The 26,458-nt window shown below is 62.8% G+C and carries 24 protein-coding genes and 1 tRNA gene; 10 read left to right on the forward strand and 15 right to left on the reverse strand.

Going from position 1 to position 26,458, the window contains the following annotated elements; genetic code table 11:
• The first annotated feature begins 72 nt into the window (after positions 1 to 72).
• Complete coding sequence (locus NUW51_RS07015; RefSeq protein WP_265564075.1) at positions 73 to 567, forward strand: hypothetical protein; 495 nt, start codon at positions 73 to 75, stop codon at positions 565 to 567.
• Here the strand turns inward: NUW51_RS07015 and NUW51_RS07020 are convergent.
• From NUW51_RS07020 to NUW51_RS07035, 4 genes are all read right to left on the reverse strand, one after another.
• Entirely contained in the window at positions 557 to 2,611 is a 2,055-nt protein-coding gene (locus NUW51_RS07020; protein WP_265564077.1) for a 3-hydroxyacyl-CoA dehydrogenase NAD-binding domain-containing protein, read from the reverse strand. The genes NUW51_RS07015 and NUW51_RS07020 overlap by 11 nt on opposite strands.
• Positions 2,612 to 2,626: 15 nt before the next feature.
• Entirely contained in the window at positions 2,627 to 3,382 is a 756-nt protein-coding gene (locus NUW51_RS07025; RefSeq protein ID WP_265564079.1) for an SDR family NAD(P)-dependent oxidoreductase, read from the reverse strand.
• A 106-nt stretch (positions 3,383 to 3,488) separates the two neighbouring features.
• Positions 3,489 to 4,265, reverse strand: a complete 777-nt coding sequence (locus tag NUW51_RS07030) for an SDR family NAD(P)-dependent oxidoreductase (protein WP_265564082.1) — start codon at positions 4,263 to 4,265, stop codon at positions 3,489 to 3,491.
• Positions 4,262 to 5,509, reverse strand: a complete 1,248-nt coding sequence (locus tag NUW51_RS07035; RefSeq protein WP_265564084.1) for an acyl-CoA dehydrogenase family protein — start codon at positions 5,507 to 5,509, stop codon at positions 4,262 to 4,264. Before NUW51_RS07035 ends, NUW51_RS07030 begins: the two co-directional genes overlap by 4 nt.
• A gap of 79 nt (positions 5,510 to 5,588) precedes the next feature.
• On the opposite strand from NUW51_RS07035, the gene NUW51_RS07040 reads away from it, so the two are divergent.
• Positions 5,589 to 6,746, forward strand: coding sequence for an acyl-CoA dehydrogenase family protein (locus tag NUW51_RS07040; protein ID WP_265564086.1), 1,158 nt, complete (start codon positions 5,589 to 5,591; stop codon positions 6,744 to 6,746).
• Positions 6,747 to 6,754: 8 nt separating this feature from the next.
• Positions 6,755 to 7,873 (forward strand): acyl-CoA dehydrogenase family protein, encoded by a 1,119-nt coding sequence (locus NUW51_RS07045; protein ID WP_265587949.1) that lies wholly within the window; start codon positions 6,755 to 6,757, stop codon positions 7,871 to 7,873.
• A 10-nt stretch (positions 7,874 to 7,883) separates the two neighbouring features.
• On the opposite strand, the gene NUW51_RS07050 is transcribed toward NUW51_RS07045, so the two are convergent.
• Complete coding sequence (locus tag NUW51_RS07050) at positions 7,884 to 8,288, reverse strand: PaaI family thioesterase (RefSeq protein WP_265564088.1); 405 nt, start codon at positions 8,286 to 8,288, stop codon at positions 7,884 to 7,886.
• Positions 8,289 to 8,319: 31 nt separating this feature from the next.
• Positions 8,320 to 8,577: a hypothetical protein gene (locus tag NUW51_RS07055; RefSeq protein WP_265564090.1), complete on the reverse strand. Its 258-nt coding sequence runs from the start codon at positions 8,575 to 8,577 to the stop codon at positions 8,320 to 8,322.
• Between the two features lie 78 nt (positions 8,578 to 8,655).
• On the opposite strand from NUW51_RS07055, the gene purS reads away from it, so the two are divergent.
• The 3 genes from purS to NUW51_RS07070 all read left to right on the forward strand — a co-directional run bounded on the left by purS (position 8,656) and on the right by NUW51_RS07070 (position 9,695).
• On the forward strand, positions 8,656 to 8,886 hold the full coding sequence (purS, locus tag NUW51_RS07060) for a phosphoribosylformylglycinamidine synthase subunit PurS (protein WP_265564093.1): 231 nt from the start codon (positions 8,656 to 8,658) through the stop codon (positions 8,884 to 8,886).
• Positions 8,883 to 9,548, forward strand: a complete 666-nt coding sequence (purQ, locus tag NUW51_RS07065; RefSeq protein ID WP_265564096.1) for a phosphoribosylformylglycinamidine synthase subunit PurQ — start codon at positions 8,883 to 8,885, stop codon at positions 9,546 to 9,548. The genes purS and purQ overlap by 4 nt, the downstream gene beginning before the upstream one ends.
• Before the next feature lie 70 nt (positions 9,549 to 9,618).
• Positions 9,619 to 9,695: transfer RNA gene (locus NUW51_RS07070), tRNA-Arg, on the forward strand.
• Here NUW51_RS07070 and NUW51_RS12870 read toward each other — a convergent pair.
• From NUW51_RS12870 to NUW51_RS07085, 4 genes are all read right to left on the reverse strand, one after another.
• Positions 9,654 to 11,306: a recombinase family protein gene (locus NUW51_RS12870; RefSeq protein ID WP_407696352.1), complete on the reverse strand. Its 1,653-nt coding sequence runs from the start codon at positions 11,304 to 11,306 to the stop codon at positions 9,654 to 9,656. The genes NUW51_RS07070 and NUW51_RS12870 overlap by 42 nt on opposite strands.
• 304 nt (positions 11,307 to 11,610) lie before the next feature.
• Complete coding sequence (locus tag NUW51_RS07075; protein WP_265564098.1) at positions 11,611 to 12,225, reverse strand: hypothetical protein; 615 nt, start codon at positions 12,223 to 12,225, stop codon at positions 11,611 to 11,613.
• Positions 12,225 to 12,728: a hypothetical protein gene (locus tag NUW51_RS07080; RefSeq protein ID WP_265564100.1), complete on the reverse strand. Its 504-nt coding sequence runs from the start codon at positions 12,726 to 12,728 to the stop codon at positions 12,225 to 12,227. The genes NUW51_RS07075 and NUW51_RS07080 overlap by 1 nt, the downstream gene beginning before the upstream one ends.
• A 122-nt stretch (positions 12,729 to 12,850) precedes the next feature.
• Positions 12,851 to 14,719 (reverse strand): MobA/MobL family protein, encoded by a 1,869-nt coding sequence (locus tag NUW51_RS07085; protein ID WP_265564102.1) that lies wholly within the window; start codon positions 14,717 to 14,719, stop codon positions 12,851 to 12,853.
• A 223-nt stretch (positions 14,720 to 14,942) separates the two neighbouring features.
• Here NUW51_RS07085 and NUW51_RS07090 point away from each other — a divergent pair, with 223 nt between their 5' ends.
• The 3 genes from NUW51_RS07090 to NUW51_RS07100 are packed head-to-tail and all read left to right on the forward strand — an operon-like array spanning position 14,943 to position 17,325.
• Positions 14,943 to 15,599, forward strand: a complete 657-nt coding sequence (locus tag NUW51_RS07090; RefSeq protein ID WP_265564104.1) for a hypothetical protein — start codon at positions 14,943 to 14,945, stop codon at positions 15,597 to 15,599.
• The gene (locus tag NUW51_RS07095; RefSeq protein WP_265564106.1) at positions 15,596 to 15,808 is read left to right on the forward strand and encodes a hypothetical protein; all 213 of its coding nucleotides are present in this window, start codon (positions 15,596 to 15,598) and stop codon (positions 15,806 to 15,808) included. The genes NUW51_RS07090 and NUW51_RS07095 overlap by 4 nt, the downstream gene beginning before the upstream one ends.
• Positions 15,805 to 17,325 (forward strand): hypothetical protein, encoded by a 1,521-nt coding sequence (locus NUW51_RS07100; RefSeq protein ID WP_265564108.1) that lies wholly within the window; start codon positions 15,805 to 15,807, stop codon positions 17,323 to 17,325. The genes NUW51_RS07095 and NUW51_RS07100 overlap by 4 nt, the downstream gene beginning before the upstream one ends.
• A 219-nt stretch (positions 17,326 to 17,544) precedes the next feature.
• On the opposite strand, the gene NUW51_RS07105 is transcribed toward NUW51_RS07100, so the two are convergent.
• The 5 genes from NUW51_RS07105 to NUW51_RS07125 form a co-directional block, all read right to left on the reverse strand.
• Entirely contained in the window at positions 17,545 to 19,605 is a 2,061-nt protein-coding gene (locus tag NUW51_RS07105; protein WP_265564110.1) for a heavy metal translocating P-type ATPase, read from the reverse strand.
• Positions 19,517 to 22,783, reverse strand: coding sequence for an efflux RND transporter permease subunit (locus NUW51_RS07110; protein WP_265587950.1), 3,267 nt, complete (start codon positions 22,781 to 22,783; stop codon positions 19,517 to 19,519). The genes NUW51_RS07105 and NUW51_RS07110 overlap by 89 nt, the downstream gene beginning before the upstream one ends.
• Positions 22,784 to 22,841: 58 nt before the next feature.
• Entirely contained in the window at positions 22,842 to 23,987 is a 1,146-nt protein-coding gene (locus NUW51_RS07115) for an efflux RND transporter periplasmic adaptor subunit (RefSeq protein WP_265564112.1), read from the reverse strand.
• Positions 23,988 to 23,998: 11 nt separating this feature from the next.
• Entirely contained in the window at positions 23,999 to 25,252 is a 1,254-nt protein-coding gene (locus tag NUW51_RS07120; protein ID WP_265564114.1) for a TolC family protein, read from the reverse strand.
• Positions 25,253 to 25,317: 65 nt separating this feature from the next.
• A complete protein-coding gene (locus NUW51_RS07125; protein WP_265564116.1) occupies positions 25,318 to 25,674 on the reverse strand; it encodes a hypothetical protein in 357 nt (118 codons plus the stop codon).
• A gap of 159 nt (positions 25,675 to 25,833) precedes the next feature.
• Between NUW51_RS07125 and NUW51_RS07130 the strand changes: the two genes are divergently transcribed.
• Positions 25,834 to 26,457, forward strand: a complete 624-nt coding sequence (locus tag NUW51_RS07130) for a cation diffusion facilitator family transporter (protein WP_265564118.1) — start codon at positions 25,834 to 25,836, stop codon at positions 26,455 to 26,457.
• The last annotated feature ends 1 nt before the right edge of the window (position 26,458 follow it).

Consider the following 26,458-nt stretch of genomic DNA (forward strand, 5'->3'; position numbering starts at 1 on the left):
CGAAGACGTGTCGCCGCACTCATGCACGCTCTTGACGGCCATGCAAGCGCAAGTGATCAACAAGGCAACTTCATGGTTATGGGAGAGGGCATGTCTGCCCGGCAATACCGCAAGCTGTCGTTTCGCGCCGCCCTGTCGGCCGGGGTTCTCGTCTCGGTCGCCGGTTGCAGTCCCACATTCGACCAGGAGCTCGTCGAGCAGTTCGAAAAGGAAGCAGCGAGCCTGCTGGTGCCATGCATGCTGACGCCTGCCTCGTGGACGACGCTCGACATCGGCTATGGTTATACGGGCGACGACATCGTCGAGGGTGCGGCTTGGCAGGCACGGCGCGCGCAAGTGGTCGCACTTCTCGAGCGGATCGAGAACATGGGGTTGGAAGACGAACGTCGCGAAGCGATGGATGAAGTGCTGGAATACCTCGCGGTGGTCGAGCTCGATTGCAGCGGAGTCACGCAGGCCCAGTGGGAGGCGGAATTCGACATGAACCTCGCCAGCCTGTCGGGCCTTCTCGATTTGATGGAGGCGGAGCCGGAGGGCCGGCCCCGCCTGACACCGTCTAACGAGTGAACTTCTCGCCCTTCTCGGCCTTGTCGAGGAGGAGCCGCGAGAAGCTGAAGTTGTCGCCGAGATGGTCCTTCTGGCGCTTCAGGCCTGCGACGATCTTGTCGAGGCCGACGCTGTCCGCCCAATACATCGGGCCGCCGCGATAGACGGGCCAGCCGTAGCCATAGACCCAGACGACGTCGATATCGGACGCGCGCTGCGCCTTGCCTTCCTCGAGGATCTTCGCGCCCTCGTTGACCATGGTGTAGAGCGTGCGCTCGATGATTTCCTGGTCGTCGATGTCATGTTGCTCGACGCCCTTCTGCTTGGCGAAATCATCGATGATGGACTGCACCTTTTCCGACGGGCTGGGGCGGCGGTTGTCGTCATAGTCGTAAAAGCCCGCGCCCTTCTTCTGGCCCCAGCGATCGATGGCGCAGAGCGCGTCGCGGATGCTCTCGATGCGGCTGGGGTCGCGGTGCCAGCCGATGTCCACGCCCGCCAGGTCGGCCATCTGGAAAGGGCCCATCGGCATACCGAAGTCGACATGGACCTTGTCGACCTGTGCCGGGGTGGCGCCCTCCATGAGGAGCTTTTCGGCTTCGAGCTGGCGCGGGATCAACATGCGGTTGCCGATGAAGCCGTAGCAGACACCCGCGATGACCGCGACCTTGCGGATTTTCTTGGCCAGCGCCATCGCCGTGACGAGGACGTCGTCGGCGGTTTGATCGCCGCGCACGACCTCGAGCAATTTCATGATGTTGGCGGGCGAGAAGAAGTGCAGGCCCAGCACATCCTGCGGGCGGCTGGTCGCGGCGGCAATCTCGTTGATGTCGAGATAGCTGGTGTTGGAGGCGAGGATCGCGCCCTTCTTGGCAATGCCGTCGAGACGTCCGAAGATGTCCTTCTTCACGTCCATATTCTCGTAAACCGCCTCGATGATGAGGTCGCATTCGGCAAGGTCGTTAAAGTCGAGGCTGGGCTTCAGGAGGCCCATCGCGCTTTCGACCTGCTCGGCGGTCATGCGGCCCTTCTTGGCGGTGCTCTCGTAATTCTTGCGCATGATGCCGGTGCCGCGGTCGAGCGCGTCCTGGTTCATCTCGACGATGGTGACGGGGATGCCCGCGGTGAGGAAGTTCATCGAGATGCCGCCGCCCATGGTGCCCGCACCGATGACGCCGACGCGCTTGATCTCGCGCGGCTGGACGTCGTCGGAGACGCCCTCGATCTTCGAGGCCTTGCGCTCGGCGAAGAAAAAATATTGGCGCGCCTTGGCCTGGTCGCCGACCATCAGTTCCATGAACTTGTTGCGCTCGGCCATGATGCCTTCGTCATAGCTTTTCTCGGTCGCGACCTTGATCATCTCGAGGTTGGCGGCCGGCGCCACGTCGCCGCGGAAGAGCTTGGCGTTTTTCTTCTTGAAGTCTTCGAAGACGGCGGGGTCGACATCGGTGACGCGATCGTCGCGCTGCGAGCTGCGCGGAAGCGGGCGGGTGTCCTTGACCTCATTGGCATAAGCGACGGCGTGTTCGATGAGATCGCCCTCGATGATGCGATCGACGAGACCGGCATCGGCGGCGACCTGCGCCGAGACAGGCTTGCCGGTGACGGCCATCTGGAGCGCGAGCTCGACGCCCGCGACGCGGGGGCCGCGCTGAGTGCCGCCCGCGCCCGGCAGGAGGCCGAGATTGACTTCGGGGAAGCCGAGCTTGGCGCTGGGCAGCGCGACGCGATAGTGGCAGCCCAAGGCGACCTCGCAGCCGCCGCCCAGCGCGGTGCCGTGGATGGCGGCGACGACGGGCTTTTCGCAGGCCTCGATCCGGTCGACGACGGTGGGCAGCCACGGCATCACCGGGGGCTTGCCGAATTCGGAAATGTCGGCGCCCGCGAAGAAGGTGCGGCCCTTGCAGGCGATGACGATCGCCTCGACGCTATCATCGGCCTCGGCGGCCTCGATCTCGCGCACGAGACCCTGGCGCACCGCCGCGCCCAGCGCGTTCACGGGCGGGTTGTCCGACCAGATGATGCGGACGGGGCCGTGGTCTTCGGTGCTGATGGGATCGCTCATCGATATTCTCTCCGTTTAGCTTGCGGTGCGGCCGTAAACCTGCCGCGTATAGGGGTGGGAACTGGAAAGTCCGCCGTCGACGACCAACGCGTGGCCGTTGACGTAAGATGCCTCGTCGGAGGCGAGGAAGAGCGCGGCATGGGCGATCTCTTCGGGCTCGCCGCCGCGCTGCATGGGGTTGAGGCTGCCAATCTCGGCCTCGCGGCCTTTCTGGCGGGCGTGATCGTAGATGAATTGGGTCATGCCGGTCTCGATCAGGCCGGGGCAGATGGCGTTGACGCGCACGCCCGAGCCGGTGAGCTGCTGGGCGCTGATTTTCACGAGGTTGATGACCCCGGCCTTGGACGCCGTATAGGCAGGGCCGCCCGCGCCCGAGCGCAGGCCGGCGACCGAGGCAGTGACGATGATCGAGCCGCCGCCGCGCTTCTTGATGTGCGGGGCGGCATGCTTGATCGCCATGGCGGGGCCGATGAGGTTGACGCGCAGGATCTCGGCCCAGGCGCGCTCGTCCTGGTCGAAGATGCCGTCGAAGCCGCCCGAGACGCCGGCGTTGGCGAAAAGAAGGTCGAGCCCGCCATGCTGGTCGACGGTGCTGTCGATGAGCTGCTTGACCGAGCTTTCCGAGCCTGCATCGACGGTGACGTCGGTGCCGACGAGATCGGCGGCGACGACGGTGGCACCCTCGGCGCGCCACAGGTCGGCGGTGGCGCGGCCTATCCCTGAGCCCGCGCCGGTGATGATGGCGATCTTGCCGTCGAGGCGCTTGGTCATTTCACTTCTCCGTCATCCCAGCGAAGGCTGGGATCCATGTCAGGGCGCTGCGCCTTACCTCGGAGGCATGGGCCCCAGCCTTCGCTGGGGCGACGAGTGGGGGCGCTCACAGGCCCGCTCCGATCGTGCTGCCACCGTCAACGACGATGCTCTGGCCAGTCATGTACGAGGAGGCTGGCGAGGCGAGGTAGACGGCGGCGCCGGCGATTTCCTCGGGCTCGCCGATGCGGCGCAAGGGCATATGGCGGGTGATCTTCTTCAAGAGCTCGGGATTTTCCCATAGCGCCTTGGCGAAGTCGGTGCGGATGAGGCCGGGGGCGATGCAGTTGACGCGCACCTTCTTGGGACCGAATTCGGCGGCGAGGTTGCGCGCGAGCTGGAAGTCGGCGGCTTTGGAGACATTATAGGCGCCGATGGTGGTCGAGGCGGTCATGCCGCCGATCGAGGAGACGATGACGATCGAACCGTCCTCGCGCTCGAGCATGCCGGGGGCGACCATTTGGATCAGCCAGTGATTGGAAATGACGTTGTTCTGAAGAATCTTCTCGAACTGTTCGTCCGAGATGCCGCCCATCGGCCCGAAATAGGGGTTGGAGGCGGCGTTGCAGACGAGGATGTCGACCCGGCCGAACTCGGCGTTGGCCTTGTCGACCATCGCCTGGAGGCCAGCCTTGTCCGAGATGTTGGCGGCGACCGCGATGGCCTTGCCCCGCCCGGCGGCATTGATCGTATTGGCGACCTCTTCGCAGGTCTCCTGTGTGCGGCTGGAGATCACGACATTGGCGCCGCGCATGGCCAGTTGTTCGGCGATCGCCTTGCCGATGCCGCGCGATGAACCGGTCACGATGGTCGTCTTGCCGGTGAGGTCGAAGGGGTCGGTCATCGGGCAATCTCCGCATGTTTGGCATATTCGAGCTTGGCGATGCTCCGTGCATGCACCTCGTCGGGACCGTCGGCGAGGCGCAGCGTGCGGATGCCTGCCCACATGGCGGCGAGCGGGGTGTCCTGGCTGACGCCCGCACCGCCGAAGGCCTGCACCGCATCGTCGATGACCTTGAGCGCCATATTGGGCGCCTTCACCTTGATCATCGCGATCTCGGCCTTGGCAGCCTTGTTGCCATGCTTGTCCATCATGTCGGCGGCCTTCAGACAGAGGAGCCGAGTGCAGTCGATTTCGATCCGCGCGTCGGCGACGCGTTGCTCCCACACCGAATGTTCGGCGATGGTCTTGCCGAAGGCGACACGGCTGTTGAGCCGCTTCACCATCAGTTCGAGCGCTTCCTCGGCCGCGCCGATGGTGCGCATGCAATGGTGGATGCGGCCCGGGCCGAGGCGGCCCTGCGCGATCTCGAACCCGCGCCCTTCGCCCAAGAGCAGGTTGGAGGCGGGCACGCGGACATTGTCGAGCTTGATTTCCATATGGCCGTGCGGCGCGTCGTCATAGCCGTAGACGGTGAGCGGGCGTTCGACCGTCACGCCGTCGGCGTCCAGCGGCATGAGGATCATCGACTGCTGGCGATATTTGTGCTCCTCGGGGTCGGTCTTGCCCATGAGGATGGCGACCTTCGCGCGCGGGTCCCCTGCGCCCGACGACCACCATTTCTTGCCGTTGATGACATAATCGTCGCCGTCACGGCGGATCGAACATTGAATATTGGTCGCATCGGACGAGGCAACGCCCGGTTCGGTCATGAGGAAGGCCGAACGAATCTCGCCGCGCATCAGGGGGGCGAGCCACTGTTCCTTCTGCTCGCGCGTGCCGTAGCGGTGGAAGACTTCCATGTTGCCGGTGTCGGGGGCCGAACAGTTGAAGACCTCGCTAGACCACATGATGCGGCCCATTTCCTCGGCGCAGAGCGCATATTCGAGATTGGTGAGCTGTTCGCCCTCGAATTGGAAAGTCTCGTCGACATGCTGGAGCTGGCCGCCGGGCGGCATGAACAGGTTCCACAAGCCCGCCTTATGGGCGAGCGGTTTCAGCTCCTCGATGACGGGTAGCGGCTGCCAGCGGTCGCCGTCGGCGATCTGCGCATGATAGTCGCCGACTCGTGGCCGAACATGCTCGTCGATGAAGGCTTTCACCTTGTCGCGGAAAAATTGCTGCCTTTCCGTAAGGTCAAAGTCCATCGCCGCTCTCTCCCTGTTGCCAACGCTTCGGTAGCGTTCCAAAACGGAGCTACTTGCCGTTTTCGTAAAGGACAAGGCCATGGCCGATCTGGAGAGGTTTGCGCACGACGTACGGAGCTGGCTGGAGGACAATGTGCCCCCAGCGATGCGCACGCCGGCGACCAGCGAGAAAGATATCTGCTGGGGCGGGCGCGATTTCGTCTTCCAGTCGGAGGATCAGAAGACGTGGCTGGAGAAAGCGGGGGAACGCGGCTGGACCGTGCCCGACTGGCCGAAGGAATATGGCGGCGGCGGCCTCAGCCCCGAGGAAGCCAAGGTCCTCAAGGCCGAGATGAAGAAGATGGGCGTGCGCACGCCGCTCACCAGTTTCGGCATCTCGATGCTTGGCCCGGCGCTCCTCAAATTCGGTACCGAGGAACAGAAGAAACGTTTCCTGCCGGCCATCGCGCGCGGCGAAATTCGCTGGTGCCAGGGCTATTCGGAGCCGGGCGCGGGGAGCGATCTGGCGGGGCTGCGGACCAGCGCCGAGGATGCGGGCGACCATTATGTCGTCAACGGCCAGAAGGTGTGGACGAGCTATGCCGACCAGGCCGACTGGATCTTCTGCCTCGTGCGCACCTCAAAGGAGAGCAAGCATGGCGGGATCAGCTTTCTCCTGTTCGACATGGCGTCCGAGGGCGTGTCGACCAAGCCGATCAAGCTGATCAGCGGCTACAGCCCGTTCTGCGAGACCTTTTTCGACGATGTGAAGGTGCCCAAGGACCAGCTCGTCCACGAGGAGAACAAGGGCTGGACGGTGGCCAAATATCTGCTGGGCCACGAGCGCGAGATGATCAGCGGCATGGGATTGGGCGGCGGCGCTGGGTCGTCCTTGCTGTCCGAGGCCATCGGCGATGCCGACCCGATCCTGGCGGCCGACCTTGCGCGCTTCGATGTCGATGCACTGGCCTTCCAGGCGATGAGCGAGCATTTCATCGACAAACTGAAGGCGGGCGAGGCGCATCCCGCCGAGCCGAGCATGATGAAATATGCGGGCACGGAGCTGAACAAGCGGCGGCACGAACTGGTGATGCAGGGCGGCGGCAGTGATGCGCTCGAATGGGAAAGCGAACGGTCCAAGGGCGGCGCCAAACCGCGCGACTGGCTGCGCACCAAGGCCAATTCGATCGAGGGCGGCACCAGCGAAATCCAGCTCGGCATCATCGCCAAGCATATCCTTCAGCTTCCGGGAGCCTGAAACGCATGATGAAACTCAACGACGACCAGGTCATGCTGCAGGACACGGTCCGCCCCTTCATGGCGGAAGAAGGGAAGATCGAAACCCAGCTCAGGCATTGGCGCGACATCGGTTGCAAGGACGGCTTCGGTCACGGCCTGTGGAAGCAGTTCGCAGAGTTGGGCCTGACCGGCATCCTCATTCCCGAGGAGGAAGGCGGCTCGGGGCTCGGGCAGGTCGAGGCCAATGTCGTGCTCGAGGAAGTGGGGCGCAATCTCACCCCCTCGCCGTTCCTGACGACCGCGGTTGCGACCGTGCGCGCGCTGGAAGGCACCGATCATGCCAGCCGCTGGTTCCCGACCATCCTGTCGGGCGACACCGTCGCCGCGCTGGCGGTCGATGAAGGCGCGCATCATGCCCCCGCCAACACCGCGCTCGAAGCGACCCGTTCGGGCAACGGCTTCACCTTGTCGGGGCATAAACAGTTTGTCGTTCATGGCGCGAGCGCCGACCTGATCCTCGTCGCGGCGCGCACCGGCGGGAGCGTGGGCGAGAGTGAGGGCATCACGCTGTTCGCGGTCGACAAGGACACCAAGGGGCTTGAGATCGAGAATGTGGCCCTGGCCGATGCCTCCAAGGCGGCGCGGCTGACGCTGGACAAGGTCGAGGTCGATGCCGATGCGGTGGTCGGCGAGGTCGATGGCGGCTGGGCGCCCCTGTCGCGCGCGCTTGGCGCGGGAAGCGCGGGGGCGGCGTCGGAGCTGACCGGGGTCGCGGCCGGTGCCTTCGGCATGACCAACGAGTATCTGAAGGAGCGCAAGCAGTTCGGGGTGCCGATCGGCAGCTTCCAGGCCTTGCAGCACCGCGCCGCGCATCTGTGGGGCGAGATCGAGATCGCGCGGGCGGCGACGTTGAAGGCCGCGCAGCTGATGGACGAGGGATCAGGCCGCGCCGAGCTCATGGTCTCGGTCGCCAAGGCTAAGGCGGGCAGCGTGTCGCGCCTCGCGGTGCAGGAAGCGGTGCAGATGTTCGGCGGCATCGGCATGACCGACGAGCATGACATCGGCTTCTACATGAAGCGCCAGGCGGTGGTGGACGAGTTGTTCGGCAGCCCGAATTTCCACGCATTGAAGGTGGCAGGGCGCTAGTCCCTCCCGCTCAGGCGTCGCGTTCGAGGAGGACGTTCATGCGGGCGCTGGCGATCGGCGTGTCGCGGTCGTCTTGCCAGGCGAAAGCGTCAATGTTGGCGAGGCGCCGCCCGAGCCGTTCGATCACGGCTTCGGCATGGGTGTCGCGCGGGCGTCCGCCGCGCATGTAATCGACCGTGACGGTGACCGGCTTGATCCGCACGGCATCGTCCGCGCCCAGACGGTCGCGCAATGTCGCATAAGCGGCGAATTCGAGCAGCGCGGCGATAGCGCCGCCGTGAAGGAAGCCGGGGCGCCCCGTCACATCGTCATGGAAGGGCATGACGAAATGCACGCGCCCGTCCGTCTTCCGGACCGACAGGCGAAGCAATTGCGCATAAGGCGGCAGGTCGGAATAAGGCGCGTCGCTGTCCATGGCGTCGCGCTAGCCCATCATGGGCCTCAAGTCAGCTCTTGGTTTTATAACCGGCGAGGATGCCGAGCACGAAGGAAGAGAAGAGCGCCCATTGGACGCGGCCGTACGGATCGCTCCAGCCGAAATATTCGGCACCCCAGCCGAACAATGCAATGAACATCACCGACGCCAAACCGACGATCATCGTCCCGTCTCCCGAAATAGCCTGGTCGCGGCCCCCTTCCCGGCCGGGCGGCCGGACGGCTCCCATGTCCGCGACCGGGACAATATCGGCGAACAGGGTTACCAAAGTGTAAAGCTTGGCGGGGCGCGGCTTTTGGGCTAGCGGGCGTAGCGCAACGCTCACTCAAAGCATCAGGGGCCCGACATGAAAGCGCGCGTGACCATTACCTTGAAACCCGGTGTCCTCGATCCGCAGGGCAAGGCCATCCACCACGCGCTCGGCGGTCTCGGCTTCGAGGGTGTCGAGGATGTGCGCGCGGGCAAGGTCATCATGCTCGACCTCGCCGACGGCACCAGCGAGGAGACGATCAACAAGATGTGCGAGACGCTGCTCGCCAATACGGTGATCGAGAATTACAAGGTAGACGTGCTGTGACCGCCGCGGTCATCGTCTTTCCAGGGTCGAATTGCGACCGCGACCTCGCCGTCGCCTTCGAGGGCGTGACCGGCAAGAAGCCCAATATGGTCTGGCATGCCGAGACCGAATTGCCAGCTGGCACCGACCTCATCGGGCTCCCGGGCGGCTTTTCCTATGGCGATTATCTGCGCTCGGGCGCGATGGCGGCAGTGAGCCCCGTCATGCGCGCGGTCGCCGCGGCCGCCGACAAGGGGGTGCCGACCATTGGCATCTGCAACGGGTTCCAGCTGCTCACCGAGGCGCGGCTGCTGCCCGGCGCGCTGATGCGCAACGCCAGCCTGCACTTCATCTGCCGCGATGCGCGGCTCACGGTCGAAACGACCGACAGCCCCTTCCTCAAGGGGTATGAAAAGGGCGAGGAAATCGTCATTCCGGTCGCGCATCACGACGGCAATTACCAGGCTGACGCGGAGACGCTCGACCGGCTCGAAGGCGAAGGGCGCGTGGCCTTCCGCTATCACGACAATCCCAACGGGTCGGCGCGGGCAATTGCGGGCATTCTGTCGGAAAAGCGCAATGTGCTCGGCATGATGCCGCACCCCGAACGGGCCTTCGAGGCGGCGCATGGCGGCACCGACGGCAGGCGCCTGTTCGAAGCGCTGGTCAACGAGATCGCCTGACCGCCATCTCCCGCCGCTTTTTGCCGGTTCGCAAGCGCAAGAAAAGCGGGTACCCCCTTGTCCCTCGGATGCGCCCGTAGCTCAGTTGGATAGAGCACGAGACTTCTAATCTTGAGGCCGGTGGTTCGAATCCACCCGGGCGCGCCATTTCCGTTCGATGGTGGGCACTATGCCTTTTTGCATAGTGTCCACCCGACCGATTGCCCGCTCCAAGTCCTTGGTGCCCCCGACAATGCGGATCAGCTTCGTGCCTACCTCCACTCGCTCGACAACTGAGCGGACATAAGCCTGTCGCAGCGCGGGATCGTCCGCCCGAAGCTTTTCTTTCAATAGGGTTGCAAACTGCTCGATGCGTTTTGGCGTAATTCGACGGCTCGAATTAGCAAGCTGGCGCTCCAGCATCACGATTTCGTCTTTGACCTGCGCCAGCTGCCCGGTCTGATCGGCATGTTTTTTGGCGAAGATCGGATCGCTCGACGAAAAGTGACCGTCGGCGACAAGATCGATGAGGCGCTCGAGTCCCGCTTCAAGATGAGTTTGCCGAGAGCGCAGTGATTTGAGTTCGGCACGACGGCCCTCGGCGGCCTTGTCGGAGTGGTCGAGCCAGGATGCCAGAAGAGCGTTTAGACGTTCAGGCTGCAAAAGGCGCCTTTCGAGAGCGTCCAACACGATAGTGTCGAGGTTAGGCATGGGGATGCGCCGTCCGGTACAGGCCGCCTCACCAGCGCGGGCCCGGTTCGAGCAGGCGTAATATTTGTACTGGCCGCTTCTGCCTGTCGACCTCGTCATGCCGCCACCACAGCCATCGCCTTCACATCCGCATTTCGTCAGGCCGATAAGAAGGTTTTTCGTGGTCGTCACACGAGCCGCCGTCATTTTGGGTTGACGCTCCACGAGCCGTTCCTGGACTAGTTCGAAATCGGCGGCCTCGATTATCGCTGGGACGGGGATCGGGATCCACTCCTCCTCGGGTCTCACGATGCCCTTCTTGGAATCGCGCTTATTGTAGAACGCGACACCGATGTACGCGGTATTCCGCAGTATTTTTTGCACGTTCGAGACGTGAAACTTCTTCCCGCGATGCTTGTAGCCATGCTCGTTGAGCCAGCTCGCCAAGCGCGTAATCCCGAGAGGCGAGGCACCCGGGGGTCCGTGGAGGTAGAGGTCATAAAGCTTGCGGACCACGAACGCCTCATCGTCGTCGATCTCGAGCTTTTTCTTGCTTTTCCCACCTCGCCGCTCTGCCTCGTAGGTGCGATAGCCAAGCGGCGGGGTCTGGCCGTTCCAGAACCCCAGCTCCGCATTCTTCTGCATCGCCCGCTTTGTATGCTTGCCGTTCTCGCGTGACTGGTACTCATCGAACAGCGAGAGCATGCCCATGGCGAGATCCGACGCCTCGTCATCGCCAAACTCCTGCGTGATCGAGATGATCTGGACATTTGCCCGCCGTAGCGCTGCGCGATACTGCATAAAGTGAAGTGCGTTGCGAAACAGACGTGAAAGCGAATGTCCGAGGATAACGTCGTAAGGACGATCTTCGGACGTCGCCGCCTCGATCATCTTCTGGAACTGCGGTCGATTGTCGTCAGTCGCCGATGCGCCGCTTTCCACGACGGTTTCGACGAGCTCGGCGCCATTGGCCTCACACCAGCGTTCCGCCCGAGCGATCTGATCGGGGATCGAAAGATCGCTCTTCGCCTGGCGACCGGTCGACACACGAGCATAGACGCACACGCGTCGCACCTGCTTTGCGGTCATCTCCTATTTCCTTTCAAATAGCCTATTCAATTCTCCTCCCATCAGCCTGTCGATCAGGATCAGCTCGGTTTCGAGGACGGCCAGTTCGGCCGGGAGCAAGTCCTCCACCCGGGGACACGCAGCAGCGTCGGGCGCCGAGGAAGCTCCCTGTAAATGTGCTGGATTGTCATCCTTCCGATCCATGCGAATCTTGTCGCACGGATCGGAAGGCGTCAGCGTCAACCTCCCCCCAGACCTTGCTAGGCAGTCTTATGAAAAGGCATTATGTTCAGTGGCTTGAGGGTGAAGAAAAAATGCACTCCACTTATGGCTCAACACTGCGGGCGCGCCAGGCGGCCCAAGCCTTATCAATTTCATCGCGGCCATTTTCACTGAGCAGGGCGCGGACGAACTTGCCGAACCCCGAGGGCAGAAGCTCTCGGGCCAGCATCATCAAATGGACATGGGGATGGCCTGGCCGGCCCGCGCGTGCAGGCACATGCATCACCATCACCAAAGGCGCGCCGTAATTGTCTACCAGCGATCGCGCGAAGCCCCGGGCATCCTCCCAGGCAGCATGCAGGCGCATCGATGACGCGACACCATCGATATCGGGAAAGCGCACCGTCGTGATGATCACGAGATCTCGCAACCCGCCGAACCCCTGTCGGTCGTAGGCCTCGCACAGCTGTCGGGTCTCCCAACAGTCATCGCCGGCGCCGGCCGGAAGCAGGACGTCGGCGCGCAGGCACGTCGGGTGAGGCCATTCGGCTCCCCAGTCGTCGGGCGGACTGACGGGAAACAGTCGCTTGCCGACAAAGCGCGTTGCAGTGAGGCTGCGCTCCCCCCCGGCTTGCGCCACCCCGAACGACAGGTGCTCGGTCTCGCCGACTACCGGGTCGTAATCGAGCCCCGGCGGTGCCTTTACCCTCTTCGCCATCACGCTGCCTCCTTCCCGAGCGTGAGTGCGGCAATCAGCTTGGCGGCAGCGCAAAGGCCCGCGCTTCGATCTTCGTCCGAGCCGTATGGCGCGACATAGGACCCGAGCAGGCCGTCACGGGTGATGAGGTAGTGGACGCGCCCCTGCACGGCCACCAGCCAAGTGCGGCGTCCGCGATCGATGAAGAGACGGTGCCGGGACAGCGTCGCCCCGCGCGCCACGCTGAATAGCACCTCGTCGAGGACCTCGGGGAAGAAGCCGTGGTGGACGAGGATGACATCCGCGCTCTCTTCTTGGTGCGCTTTGAGGACCGCCCTATCGAACGCAGGCGGGGCGCACGGGGTTGCGGCGATCACCACGGTTGCGGCGGGCAACAGAAGCGAGCCCTGGGGCAAGCCGTGGCCGAGCGGCTCGACTTCGGCACGCTCGAAAAGCATCAGCATGAGCGAGATCATCGAATGGCTGACGCTCGAAATGGCGACATCGGGGTTGGGTTTGTTCATTTCCTGGAAGCTCCTTGTTGAGATGGCGGCCCAAGGCCGTCGAGCGTCCCTCTTCATTTCCTCTCCGAAGGAAGCTCACTTCACTGGCTCCCTTTGTCATCGGCCGATCGGCAATCGGCCGCCTATCTCCCTCTAGATTTCCGCCTTTTCTGCTCTTCCAGCAGCTCGAGGTAGCGCTTGTGTTCCTCGTCGAGCCCGGGCGATGCGTTCCGCTGTCTTGGCGACGGCGTCGTCTCGACGGCGGGGTCGTCCGGCTCCTTGGCTGGTGCTCTCGCTCGGATATATTCTTCGCCTTCCTTGGTGGACTGCCACGCCAGAAATGCGTCATGCTCGCGCTGCGTGAACATGCCTTTGCGAGGCTCGGGAATTTGCGACCAGCGATCTCCGAACGGAGATGGCGACGCTTCAATCTTGGCCTTCAAGGCCTCGATCAAGGCGCGAATGATCGGTTCACGCCGCTTCACGTCTTTTCTGAGGCGCTGCATGATGCGGTAATTCTCGCGTGCCTTCCTAGGCTTGGGCGGCTTGGGCTTTGCGGGCCACATCGGACTGCCGTCGATCTTGTGCGCGCGCACCTTTTTGCGCCATTTCGCAGTATAGGGCCCGACCCCGACCATGGCGGTTTGCGACAGCGCCATTTTCAGTTTCTCATCCAAGAGTGGAAGGGTGACAACATACGTCGAACGAATTGGTCGAGCGCGCCAGTCCTCGATCGCGCCGCATGCTCCCGCAAGGAATCGATCCGTTGTCTGCCTCGCACGATCGAGGCGCAAGGAGAGCGCAGGGAGCGTGTTGACGGACTGGCGCATTATCTCGACCCGTTTGCTAGAAGCAGTCACGAGTGCCTCATGCCCTGGAGGGTTGACGCAGAGAGCGCCGACCTCCCTCTTCATGTAGCTCAGCCTTTCGCGCAGCGCCGCTTCAACCTGTTGAAGCTTCTGGTGGCAGCGGCGTAGGTTGAACTCGGTCGTCAGGGTCACCTTGCGTAGGACCCCGAGCTGCTTGATCCGCTGCTCGCGTGCTGCCAGTCGTCTGGCAGCCCAGACCGCGTGCTGTCCCTCCTTGTCGGTGGGACAATCCTCCCCACGGGCGCGGTTCGAACGCGCCGTATAGCGCTTGGCATGTCCGTATTGCGCGAGGCTGGCGTTCAACTGCTCGACGACGCGCTCGCGCCGGCCCTTGATGCCCGACGGGCAATTGATATCAGCCTCCTTCCCCAGTGCGAATGACCAGCAATACGCGTTTGTGCGCGTCGCCGGGCGGAGTGAATAGACGATATGGCAATGAAAATTGCGTTGGTCGCCGCCCGGGTCTGGTTTGTGAAGCGCAGCAACGAAGGGCAGCCCGCGCTCCCGGAAGAACTCGCAGATGCGATCGACTGTCTCGCGGCGTTCGGCCTCGGTCATCTCGAAGGGCAGCGCGACAATCTCGGAGCAGTAGACATTGGCGTTCTTGCGATCGTGTCGTTCGAAATGCTCGAGCGTTCGAAAGAACGCGGTGAGCTCGCGGCGATCGTCAGCGATGTTCGAAAACCAGCCATTTTCCCCGCCTTCAAGGCCGTCTTCTCGCACGATGTAGCGCGCGGCGCGGCTCGCCTCGCCAGGTCGCCAGCGGCGCCCCTTCGACGTGAACCCTCGCGCAGTGAAATCAAAGTGGATTGAATGAAATCCGTCGCGGCCCCGCGTCACACTGGTGCCGACGACGCCCTCAAGAATGCCCTTCTCGCGATGATAAAGGTTGAGAGCCGTCCGGCCTCCAATCCGCGGGCGATGCGTCTCGGGCACCCTGACGATGGCCCGTCGCCGCATCAGTTCTTCGAGTTCGCGTTCGGCTTCGCGCAGGCGACGACGATGAGCACGGGCCTGACCCTCGTCCTCGAACCCTTGCACCGCCCGGGCCTTGGCGGCCCTGAACCGCGCACCCCGCGCCTCGGAAAGAGCCTCTCGCAGAGCCTGATTGCGACTTCTCAGCGACTGGGATTCGAGCTGCATTTTGTGCTTCCTGTGTCAAGGAAGGGGGGTGGCTTGGGGGTTGCTCGGTCCGCGCCGCGGGCGAGCAACACTTTGTTGCGCACCACCCCCCTTCAATCGTTCCACCCGCTTATACCCGTGGCTCGATCCACGACCGTCAACCTCCCCCTGCAGCTTGATGAGCCATCAAGGTTGGGGGGGAGGTTGACGCAGCAGGCTCGGAACCTGCGCTAAACCGATTCGCATGGAACAAGAACCACCACCGACCGACGCGCTTTTCGAGATGCTCGACCATCTTCAAGAACTCGACACGGCGCTGGCAAGCGACGTGGTCATCGCCGAAGAGGAGCTATCCGAACTCCAACGCCAAGCGCGTGCTGCGCCTCATCGGCGTGGCGGGCCGGGCTCGCGCGATGCACAAAAGTACCGTCTCGGCTCTTCGCTGTGGCTTTACGGATTCGAACATTTCGATCCGCAGGAATTAACTGGCATCCTGGCCCATCCGATTCTGCTGTTGCTCTGGGTGGGCGAGATCGCTCTACGGGCACCCAAAGCGCCCCTCGGGGAACTTCTCGACGAGGCGCTGTCGGATCCAGCACGCGCATCGTTTTGCAAGCAGTGGGGCCGCGTTATTGAATGGCGCTACCGCAAGGAGCTGTACAACGAAGAGATCAGATCCTTCGAGCGAAGTGGCAAGACAGGTGCGAACGCATGTTGGCGCAAGGAAAAGCCGTCGAAGAAGCAGGAGGCGCTCATCTCCACCCTTTGCGACGTACTCGAATTGGCAGATCCATGCCTCAAAACCAAGGGGGACGCCTACGAGTGGATCCGCGAGCATGGCGGCAACCCCTCTTTCTGGGAAGAGCCGCCATTGCCGCCCGAGTGGGAGATTTTCCTGTGACCCTTTCATCAAACCTCGACGAGGCATTCGACCTTTTCGAGAAGCTGCGGCACGAGCTCGACGCCGCAATGACGCAGGCCGAAAACGAACAAAGGGAAGGCCGGTCCGGATACGACGCGGTTGTGGAGGCGCAGGCCCTCTCACGCGATCTTAACAAGATGGCGCCAGAGCTGATCTTCATGATCGAGCAAGCGAGGAACAAGCTGTGACCGGTATCCCGGTGTTTCCTGGAAAGAAGGAGGCCAAGAAGCGCAGGCGGACAGTGCAAGAAGAAGCGACCCAGAAGAAGCATCGCGAACTCACCAAGAAGCGGAAAATCGAGCCTCTCAACTTTGCCAGCCTTGTACCCACTGTGCTTCCTTGGGCGGGGGGCGAGCCAGCGTGGGAACATGACATCGATGCATTGCGCGAGCGGACACATCGCGAGGTTGCGTACGGCGGTATCGAGCGATTGGCGATCGGTCGTGCACTCTTTGATCCGAATCTGGCGTGCATCACCGAACTGCCTTTCGGCTTTTTCGACCATAAGCGCGAAGAGATCCCCTCTGAGCTTATCCCTTCGGGCGACGACATCGAGGAAGAACTTTTTTCACTCTGCCAGCGAATGGTCGTTTGCAATGGCGACGACGCCATCCTCGAACTCGTTTTTGAACCCTGGCCGGGCCGAGGGGATTGGTACGACAAGCTCGAAGCGCACGCCTCTAGGCTAGCCCAACTCGAGCGATTTGATCGCCCCGTTTATCAGGCACTGGTTGCAGGATATCACGGCGACGTCATCAACGCGATTGCGAAAGATCGGTTATCACTTTCGATTTCACCCGAGCGAGTGATCGACTTGCTTTATTTCCAGGGCCTCCTCTGGTGCGCGCATGACGTCCAGTTGGCACTGGCGCGCAACGCTTGGGCAGAGGATCTGCAAGTCGAGGACTTCGTCCAGTCCACCTTGCGCAGATTACAGCCAGGCACGTACGTCGATGCCGCCGCGAAGGCGCAAGAGAATCTTGACAAGTTTATCGCCCTCCAGACTCTGCCAGAGAGCGAACGGCAGGCGGCTGTCGATGCGATGTCGGCCTCCATCGGCCGATCCTCCATTAAGGATTTGAAGAAAGCCGTATCTGCAACTGTCCCTGACGTTCTGACTAACACCGATCAAGTGTTGAAGCTGCTCGACAGCTATGCGCAACAGATCCTCTCCGACAATGGCGAACACCATCCGTTAGGACCCCTGCTCGCCGATGAGGCCAGCCTGAAGTCGCTTCGTCCGAGTTTTCACCAACAATGGTTCGGGCATACGCTGCAGGAGGTAACTGCCATCACGCTGGTGCGCTACCTGCAGGCCGAAACCGAACTTCGGGACATAATTTCGAGTGCCATCGAGGCCACGAAAGTCCGTGGGACGTCAGCACCGGTAGCGCCGATGAGGCGGTTCGACTTGGCCATGATTGATGAGCGGCCAGTCTGCGACTTCGGCAAGGTTTTGCAGGCGCGGTTTCGAAGGCTCTTTCATGCTTACCGGGCTGGCCTGATCAAGGACACCGACTACAGCGGAAAGGAGGAAATGCCGGCAAACGCTGGGAAGACGATGTTTGCGCGTGCTGTCGAGATGCTGGCAGAGAGCGGCATTCGCAAGAATGGCGACGAAATAGGACCAAGGGACAGCCAACGCAAAAAATTCTACCTGCTGGACGTCATCCCCGAATATCGATTGAACAATCGTCACGGCTGAGTTGAGTTCGGGTTCTCTCCGAGATGTCCGCTCACGACCCATGATAGGGCGACCAGTGACAACTGCTTTCGTCCGGCCGGGCGGAGCGCATGCTGTCGTTGCAGTCTATCCGCCCGGCCCAGAGATTTTCATGGAAGCTCAACTAAAGTCCACCATCTAGTGGCTTTTGCCGAGATCGGCGACAAGACTATGCAGCTGTGTCCAACCGCATATTTTGCTTTAGCGCTCATAGCGAAGAAGGCGCAGAGCATTGAAAACGACGAGAAGTGTCGACCCCTCATGCATTATAACAGCGGGCCCGATTCCCAAGCCAAATATGGTCGCGGGAACCAGCAGAGCGACCATGCCCAAGCTGACATAAACGTTTTGGCGGATGATGCTGCGGGATTTGCGAGACAGGCCGACAGCGAAGGGCAGATGATGCAGATCGTCTGCCATCAAAGCGACGTCCGCCGTTTCAAGCGCGACGTCGGATCCGGCGGCGCCCATCGCGATGCCCACAGTGGCGCGCGCCATAGCGGGCGCATCATTCACTCCGTCGCCGACCATGGCGACTTTCGCTTCCTGGCTGAGCGCTTCGATAGTCGCGACCTTGTCTTCGGGCATCAGGTCGCCGCGCGCCTCGTCCAGCCCCACTTCGGCGGCGACAGCCTCGGCTACCCTGGCGTGATCGCCCGAGATCATGAGCATCCGTTCAATGCCAAGCTTGCGCAGTTCCGTCAGCGTCTCTTGCGCGCCGTCGCGCGGCGTATCCATCATACCGATTACGCCGAGATCACGCCCGCCGTATCGCACGGCCATGGTCGTACGCCCCTTATCGCGCAGCTTTTCGATGGCGTCGGCTGACGGTGTGCCGAGCGGTTCGAGCCCATCCGCACCGAACATCTCCGCTTTGCCGATCCATGCTGTCTCGCCTTCGAGCATGGCTTTCACACCGCGTCCGGTCAGGCTTTCCAGACCCTCGGCTTTACGATCCGCTGGTGCGTCTAGACGCGCCTTGCCATCCCGAACTACAGCTTCGGCCAGCGGATGGTCGCTCAGCGCCTCGACGGCGACAGCGACCTGCAGCAGCTCACTTTCGTTGGCTCCCATGGCCGGGATAACATCGGTAATCCGCGGCCTACCCTCGGTGAGCGTGCCGGTCTTGTCGAAGGCGATGGCCTTTAGCGTGCCAAGATCTTCTAGCGCTGCACCGCCTTTCACAAGTACGCCGCCACGTGCTGCGCGCGCTACGCCGGACAGCACGGCACTGGGAGTGGCGATTGCCAGTGCACAGGGACTGGCCGCGACCAGCACGGCCATGGCACGATAGAAGCTCTCGCTGAAAGGCTCGTCGATCACCAGCGGCGCACAGAGCAACAGCGCGGCCAGCAGTAGCACGAGCGGCACGAAAATTCGCTCGAACTTGTCGGTCATCCGCTGGGTGGGAGAGCGTTCTGTCTCCGCTGCAGCCACCAACGCGGCAACCTTGCTGAGCGTGCTTTCGTTCGATCTACGCGTAACTTCGATCTCTAGCGCGCCCATACCATTGATAGTCCCGGCAAAAGTCCGCGAGACCTCATCAACGGCGTCGGTGGCTGTACGCGCCGCAGCACGATCTTCGACCGGACGTTTATCGACTGGAATGCTTTCGCCCGTAACGGACGCCTGATTGATGGCCGACTGCCCCTTGATGATGAACCCATCGGCTGGCAGGCGCTCGTTGGGGCGGACTAGCACAACGTCGCCGACGACAAGTTCCTCGACCGCGACATCGACTGGCGATCCGTTGCGCAGAACGGTCGCGCGTTCGGGTGCAAGTTCCGCCAGCGCGTCGATCGAGCGTTTTGCGCGGCTCATGGCGAAACTTTCGAGCGCGTGACCCAGGCTGAACAGGAAAAGCAGCAGCGCGCCTTCCGCGAATTCACCTAAGATCGCCGCGCCCGCCGCCGCGACTAGCATGAGTGAATCGATTTTGAACCGGCGGTACAGCGCATTCTCGATTGCTTCGCGCAGCGTGAACAATCCGCCGAAAAAATACGCGGCGACATACCCTGACACAGGTAACCAATTCGGCGCGCTCGGCACCAGCGTTCCCACCGCGAACCCAACGGCCAGAGTAATACCGGAAAGGATAGCGAAGGCCAGCTCCATCGGGAGGCCAAAAAGCCTAGCATCCCCATGCTCGTGATTATGCTTCTCAATCATGTCTTTATAATTCTCCAATGGGATATTCGCGGCGTTCGTCGCGAGTAAAATTGCTCCGGAGCCTTGCTCGCCATTGCTCACGCCATCCGACATCTTGACCCTTCTCGCGCAGCACCAGGCGGGCAATTGCGGGAAGGACGAAGAGGGTGAGCGCTGTCGCGGTAATCAATCCGCCGATCACGACAGTGGCCAGCGGACGCTGGACTTCCGCGCCAGTGCCGGTTGCAAGGGCCATAGGCACGAAGCCGAGCGAGGCCACAAACGCTGTCATCAGGACCGGTCGCAACCTCGCCAATGCGCCATCGGAGATCGCCTCATCGAGAGACATTCCCTTTTGGAGGCGCTGGCGTATCGCGGTCATCATAACGAGACCGTTCAATACCGCGACGCCCGATAAGGCGATGAAGCCCACTGCGGCGGACACCGAGAACGGCATCGCCCTTAAGGCAAGCGCGAAGACCCCGCCTGCCAACGCCATCGGAATCGCGCTGAAGACCGCGAGTGCCGGAACCCACCCGCCGAGCGCCATGAACAGGAGCAGCAGCACCAGCGCGAAGCAGACCGGAACGACGAGTGCGAGCCTTGCCTGCGCGGCCTGGAGGTTCTGGTATTGCCCGCCCCATTCGATGAAGGAAGCAGCCGGCAGATCGACGCTTTCAGAGACGCCTGCCCGGGCCTCCTCGACAAACGACCCGAGGTCGCGTTCGCGCACGTTCGCCGACACGATCACCAATCGGCGACCCTGCTCCCGGCGAACCTCGGCGAGACCATCGACCACCTGGAAATCCACCAGCGTGCGAAGCGGAACCGTGACCCCGCTTTCGAGAACTATTGGAAGAGCGCCCAGCTGATCGAAATCGTCCCGGGTCGCATCTTCGAGCCGCACGACGACATCAAAACGGCGGTCACCCTCGAATACCAGGCCCGCCGGGCGACCACCCAGCGCGATGGCCACTGATTGCGCGACCTCCTCCACGGTCAGACCGTATCGAGCGATCGTTGGGCGATCGAAGGCGATGTCCAGCGTAGGAAAGCCAGTGACCTGCTGGACCTTGACGTCGGCAGCACCCTCGACGCCGCGCAGTACCTCGGCCACTTCTCCGGCTGACCGGGTCAGCGCGGTGAGGTCGTCTCCGTAGAGCTTGACCGCCACGTCGCCGCGAACACCCGCGATTAGTTCGTTGAACCGCAGTTCGATGGGTTGGCTGAACTCGTAGAGGTTGCCCACCAGACCGCTGAGCGACTCCTCCATCTGTGCGATGAGTTCATCCTTCGACAGGTCGGGATCGGGCCACTCCTTGCGCGGCTTCAGGATCACGTAGGCGTCGGACGCGTTCGGCGGCATCGGATCACTCGCGACCTCGGCCGTGCCGGTGCGCGAGAAAACCAGCTCGACTTGCGGGAAGGTCTCGAGCCTGTCCTCCACCTGTCTCTGCATGGCGAGCGATCGTTCGAGCGAGGTCGACGGAATCCGCAGCGACTGAACCGCGATGTCGCGTTCATCCAGCTGCGGTGTGAACTCGCTGCCAAGGAAGGTGAACACGAAAGCCGCTACGGCGAAGAGCCCGGCGCCCGCTCCGATCACCGGCCAAGGACGAGCAATGGCCCGGCGCACCGCCGGGCCATAGCGTTCCTTCGCCATTCGAACAGGCTTGACCTCCTTCTCGGTCAGCTTCCGATTAAGGAGCACCGCGATCATCGCCGGCACGAAGGTCAGGGACAGCACGAAGGCGGAAGCGAGTGCCAGCATGACCGTGATGGCCATGGGCGAGAACGTCTTGCCCTCGACCCCCGTGAAGGTGAGAAGCGGCGCATAGACCAAGAGGATGATCGCCTGACCGTAGACGGTCGGCTTGATCATCTCCTGCGCAGCCAGCCGTGTCTCCGTCAGCCGTTCGCCGAGGCTGAGCAATCGACCTTCGCGGTGCTGCCTGGCGGCGAGCCGCGCGACGCTGTTCTCGACGATGATAACGGCGCCATCGACGATAAGCCCGAAGTCCAGTGCCCCGAGGCTCATCAGGTTGCCCGAGACACCAAGCCTGTTCATTCCCACGGCGGCCATCAGCATGGATATCGGAATGACCAATGCGGCGATGATCGCAGCACGGATATTGCCGAGCATCAGGAACAAGACTGCGATCACCAGAAGCGCGCCCTCGACGAGATTCTTCTCGACCGTGGCGATGGTCGCATCGACGAGCGACGAGCGGTTGTAGACGATCTCGGCGACCACTCCGGCAGGGAGCGAGGCGCGGACTTCTTCCAGTCGCTCGGCCGAGGCGGCAGCCACGGTGCGGCTGTTCTCGCCGCTGCGCATGAGGACCGTGCCCACGACCGCTTCTTCTCCATTGAGCGAGGCAGCACCGGTTCGCAGATCGCCGCCGATGCGAACCGAGGCGACATCCCCGATCCGGATCGGAACGCCCTCGCGGGTCGCGACCACTGCCTGTTCGATGTCCTGGGTGCCCCCAAGTCGCGCATCGACGCGGACGAGCAGAGCCTCTCCGGCACGATCGACAAAGTTGGCGCCTTCGGCGAGGTTCGCCGCTTCCAAGGCCTCGATCAGGGAGTCGAACGACAGGCCGTAGCCGGTGAGACGAGCAGGATCGGGCTGGACGAGGAACTGTTTCTCATAGCCGCCGATCGAGTCCACGCCCGCCACCCCGTCGATGGAGCGCATGAGCGGAGCAACGACCCAGTCCTGCACCGTGCGAAGATAGGCTGCCTTCGCGACCTCGGTGTCGAGGCGATCGCCGCGTTCGGTGATGAAGCTCCCGTCCGGCTGCCACCCTGTTCGACCACCCTTGGGCGCATCGCGACCTCCCGGATACTCGTATTCGATCGTATACATGAGCACTTCGCCCAGGCCGGTCGAGATCGGTCCCATCGTAGGCTCCGCTCCCTCCGGCAGCGACGCACCGATCGGGGCTAGCCGTTCGTTCACTTGGCTGCGCGCGAAGTAGATGTCGGTGCCTTCTTCGAAGATCGCAGTGACCTGGCTGAAGCCGTTGCGCGAGATCGAGCGGGTCATCTCCAACCCCTCGATCCCGGCAAGCCCGGTCTCGATAGGGAAGGTCACCTGCGTCTCCACCTGAGAGGGAGAGAGCGCAGGGGCGCTGGTGTTAATTTGCACCTGCGTGTTGGTGATGTCCGGCACCGCATCGATCGGAAGGCGCAAAAGGTTCATGGCGCCGTAGATGGCTGCGAAAACGGTGAGGACGATGACCGCCCAGCGGAACCGCACGGCGATGTCGAGGATGGCCCCGATCAGACCGTGGCGATGGCTGGCCGTATCGGTGTGGGTATCCACGGCGGGCTCGTTCTGAGTCTCAGTGACCATGGGTCGCGCCCTCCTTCCCGAGTTCGGCCTTGAGTAGGAAGGCATTGGCGACGGCTATCCGCCATCCCTCCTGAAGGCCCGAAAGGATCGTCACTTGACCAGCGGATCGTGTCCCGAGCTCAACAGCGCGGGCCTGGAAGCCGGTCTTCGTCCGGACGAAGACCACGTCTCGTCCTTCGACAACCTGGATAGCGTCTTCGGGCACCGCGATGCGGTCGCGGTCTATCTCACCCGAAGGCCTGATCCGCGCCTGAAGGAAGGCACCTGGCTGAAGCCCCGGAACGCCGCGCGATAACGACAGGACCGCGGTCGCACTGCGGCTCTCCGGATCGAGCGAAGGCGTCACCGAACGAACCCGGGCGCCGATTTCCCGACCGTCGCCAACCACCAGCACGGCCTCGTCACCAGGTTGGATGCGAGAGGCTTCGGCCGAAGGCAGCGCCACCTCGATTTGGAGACCATTGGGATCGACCACGCGGTAGAGTTCCTCGCCGGCATCGACGAAGGCCCCGAGCACAATCGGTGCCGCGGTGATCCTGCCAGCCAAGGGAGAGGTTACCGCCAGCGAACGCCCGTCGCCGCTGACGCCAGCGGCCGCCACCGCGGCCTGCGCCCGCTGAAGTTCCGAACGTGCTACGCTGAGGTTCGCCCGCGCGGCTTCCAAATCCTGGCGGGCCGTGACATTTTCCTCGAACAGACGCCGCTCGCGTTCGTAGGCGGCAGACAGCTCGCTCACCCGCGCGCTTGCTGCGCTCACCTGGGAGGCGAGAGCAGCGGCATCCGCGCTCTCAATGCGGGCGACGGTCTCGCCGCGTGCCACATAATCGCCCAGCGTCTTGCCGACGGAGCGGACGACCCCCGAGGCGCGGGCATCGATACGAGCGGATGCAGTGGGGCTCGCCGCGACCGTCGCTGGGAAGACGAGCTCGACAGCGGCCCCAGACCGGACGGCGGCCATCTGTATCCCGCCCTCGCTGATCTGCTCTTCGCTAAGGGTGATCACCCCTTCGGGTGTCTCGGCCGCCGTCTCCTCCTGTGCATGGTCGTCGACCTCGGATGTTGGCCAGAATATCAGCGCCATAGCGCCAATCGCGATCACGATACCGACGAGGATCGCCAGCTTTCTGCGTGTCATTGATATATCCTTCATTGTGCGGCCAGCCCGATCAGTTCGGCTGCGGCCAGACCCCTTTGTTCGCGGGCGGCGATGAGCGCCTCGCGGATCGTGTCACGTGCCTCTGCGGCAGCGAGCACTTCGATCAGGGGAAAACGTCCGTTGCGATACCCGATGCGAACGAGACGCAATGCCTCCTCCGCCTGCGGGAGCGATGTCTGCGACAGGGTTTCGACGCGCGCTTCCGCACCAAGATACCTTGCCCGGGCCGTGGCGACCGCCTGCTCGTAATCCGCGCGAGCTACAGCTTCGCGAGCGTTCGCTGCACGCAACCGAGCCTCGGCAGCAGCGATGTTGCCCGAATTCCGGTCCCGAAAAGGAAGGGGGATTGAAACGCCGACGAGGAAGGCATTGTCGCCGCTTTCCCCGAAGCGCCGCACGCCCGCAGAGACCGTCGGATCGGGAATACGCAAACTTCGCTGCCGCTCGACTTCCGCCGCCGCAGCAGTGCTCTCGGCTCGCGCGACCCTATAGGCGAGGCTTTCCTGCGCCTCCGACATAAGCGATGCGGGGGGAAGGATATCCGGAAATTGCGCCGGAACGAGCGGCGCTTCACCGCCAGTCCATAAAGTTGCGAGCGCTGTTCGAGCCGACAGGCTCTCCGCCTCTGCCTCAACCAGGCTAGCGCGCGCTTCGGCGAGCGCCGCATCCGCCCTCAATGCGCGCAGAGGCGGCTCACGACCGACCTCGACCAGGACACCAGCAATGCGAGCCAGTTCCTCGTTACGCGCCACGACATCTTCGGCAAGTTCGACCCGCGCAGCCGCTGCAGCAGCTGCGAGATATCGCTCGCGCACCAGCTGTCCCAGTTCGATCGTGGTAAGGTCGGCCCTGAGAGATGCCAGTTCGGCCTGGGCTTCTGCCGCACCGATCCGCGCGGATCGCTTGCCGCCGAGTTCGAGACGCTGGCCGACGGAGAGCGTATATTCGGTAGACTGGAGACCCGAGAATGCGCCGCTGCCGGCGACGTTCTCGACGTCGAACGAGATTTCCGGGTTCGGGCTCAGGCGAGCCTGATCGATAAGCGCGACCGCCGCGTCGGTTTCAGCGCGGGGCCCCACGAGGCGGGGGTTGGTGATGGCGGTGTCGGCCTCAGCGGCGACCCCGCTGAGTTCAAGGGCGTCGTCGAGCGTGACGACACGCGGGTCCTGCGCGCTGGCAGGTCCGGTGGACAGGGCGAGTATCAGCCCCCAGACGGGGGCTGCTCGCCACGATATGGCGAACATGGATGGGTATTCCTCTGCTGACGTTCAGTTCGGCGTCGGAAAACAGGTCCGACGCGCGGCGAACGTCAGGCGCGAGGAGGGGGTGTTGCCAGTTCGATCAGGTTGGATGCGAATGTGGGTTGGGTGCCAGAGCGTAGGATGCTTACATCCGACACCAAAGCAAAGGATTCAGTTGGCCGCCCAACTGCCTGCGATGAATGATGGCAGTGGCCATGGGCACAGGCTTCGTGTTTTTCCGAACCCGTTTCATCAGTGTCACCATCTTTGTGCTGCTTAAGCTGCAATGCAACCGGAGGTTCGCCAGCACAAACCGCCGCTTCGGCTACTGGAGCCCATAGAGCCCCTAGCGCAATACATAGCGCTATGACCTGAAGCATCAAAGAGCGGGGAAAGCGCCATTTCATCACGCGGATCACTAACATGGGAGCCGCCTTTTGCAAGCATCGTCTGAGTTTGGGCCGGTTGCTGACGTTCTGCTCCGAGGTCGAAAGACCTACAACCTGCCCTCAAGACGCGCAATTTGGCGAGGGCCGAGTGAAGTGTCCATTGCGATTAGGCCTTGGCGATGCCTAATTGACCCCATGTCCGCAGATTGTTGTTCCGCCAAGGCCGCAGAGTTGGAGAAGGTCGCTCGTCAAATCGAGCAGCGGCGGGTGCTAGTCGCCGTTCTGGTCATCAACGTGGCCATGTTCGTTTTAGAGTTCGGCGCAGGGGTGGTCGCAGGCTCGACCGCGCTGATGGCAGACGCTTCCGACATGCTGGGTGACGCAATAGTTTATGCGGTTAGTCTCTATGCTCTAGCTCGATCTAATCGGTGGAAGGCGGGAGCCGCGATGCTCAAAGGCGTCGTGATCTGTGCGCTCGGCATCGGAATTGCATTCAACGTGGTGGCCAAGGTCAACAGCGGGGTCGCTCCCTCGTCCGCGTTGATGCTGTGTTTCGGCGGGCTTGCCCTCGTCGCTAACCTGGTTTGCCTACGGCTGCTGACACGCTTTCGTCACCAAGACGTCAACATGGCGAGCACCTTCGAATGCTCGCGCAACGACGTGATCAACAATTGCGGGGTGCTGCTCGCGGCCGTGCTTGTCTGGTGGCTGGCCTCGCCTTGGCCCGACGTCATCATTGGCAGTCTCATGGCACTCATTTTTCTGCGCTCCGCCATCCGAGTTATTCGCGAGGCCGCGCCGCAACTACGGCCGGCGTAAC

Origin of the sequence: Sphingomicrobium arenosum (assembly GCF_026157085.1) — a bacterium.
Classification (GTDB): domain Bacteria; phylum Pseudomonadota; class Alphaproteobacteria; order Sphingomonadales; family Sphingomonadaceae; genus Sphingomicrobium; species Sphingomicrobium arenosum.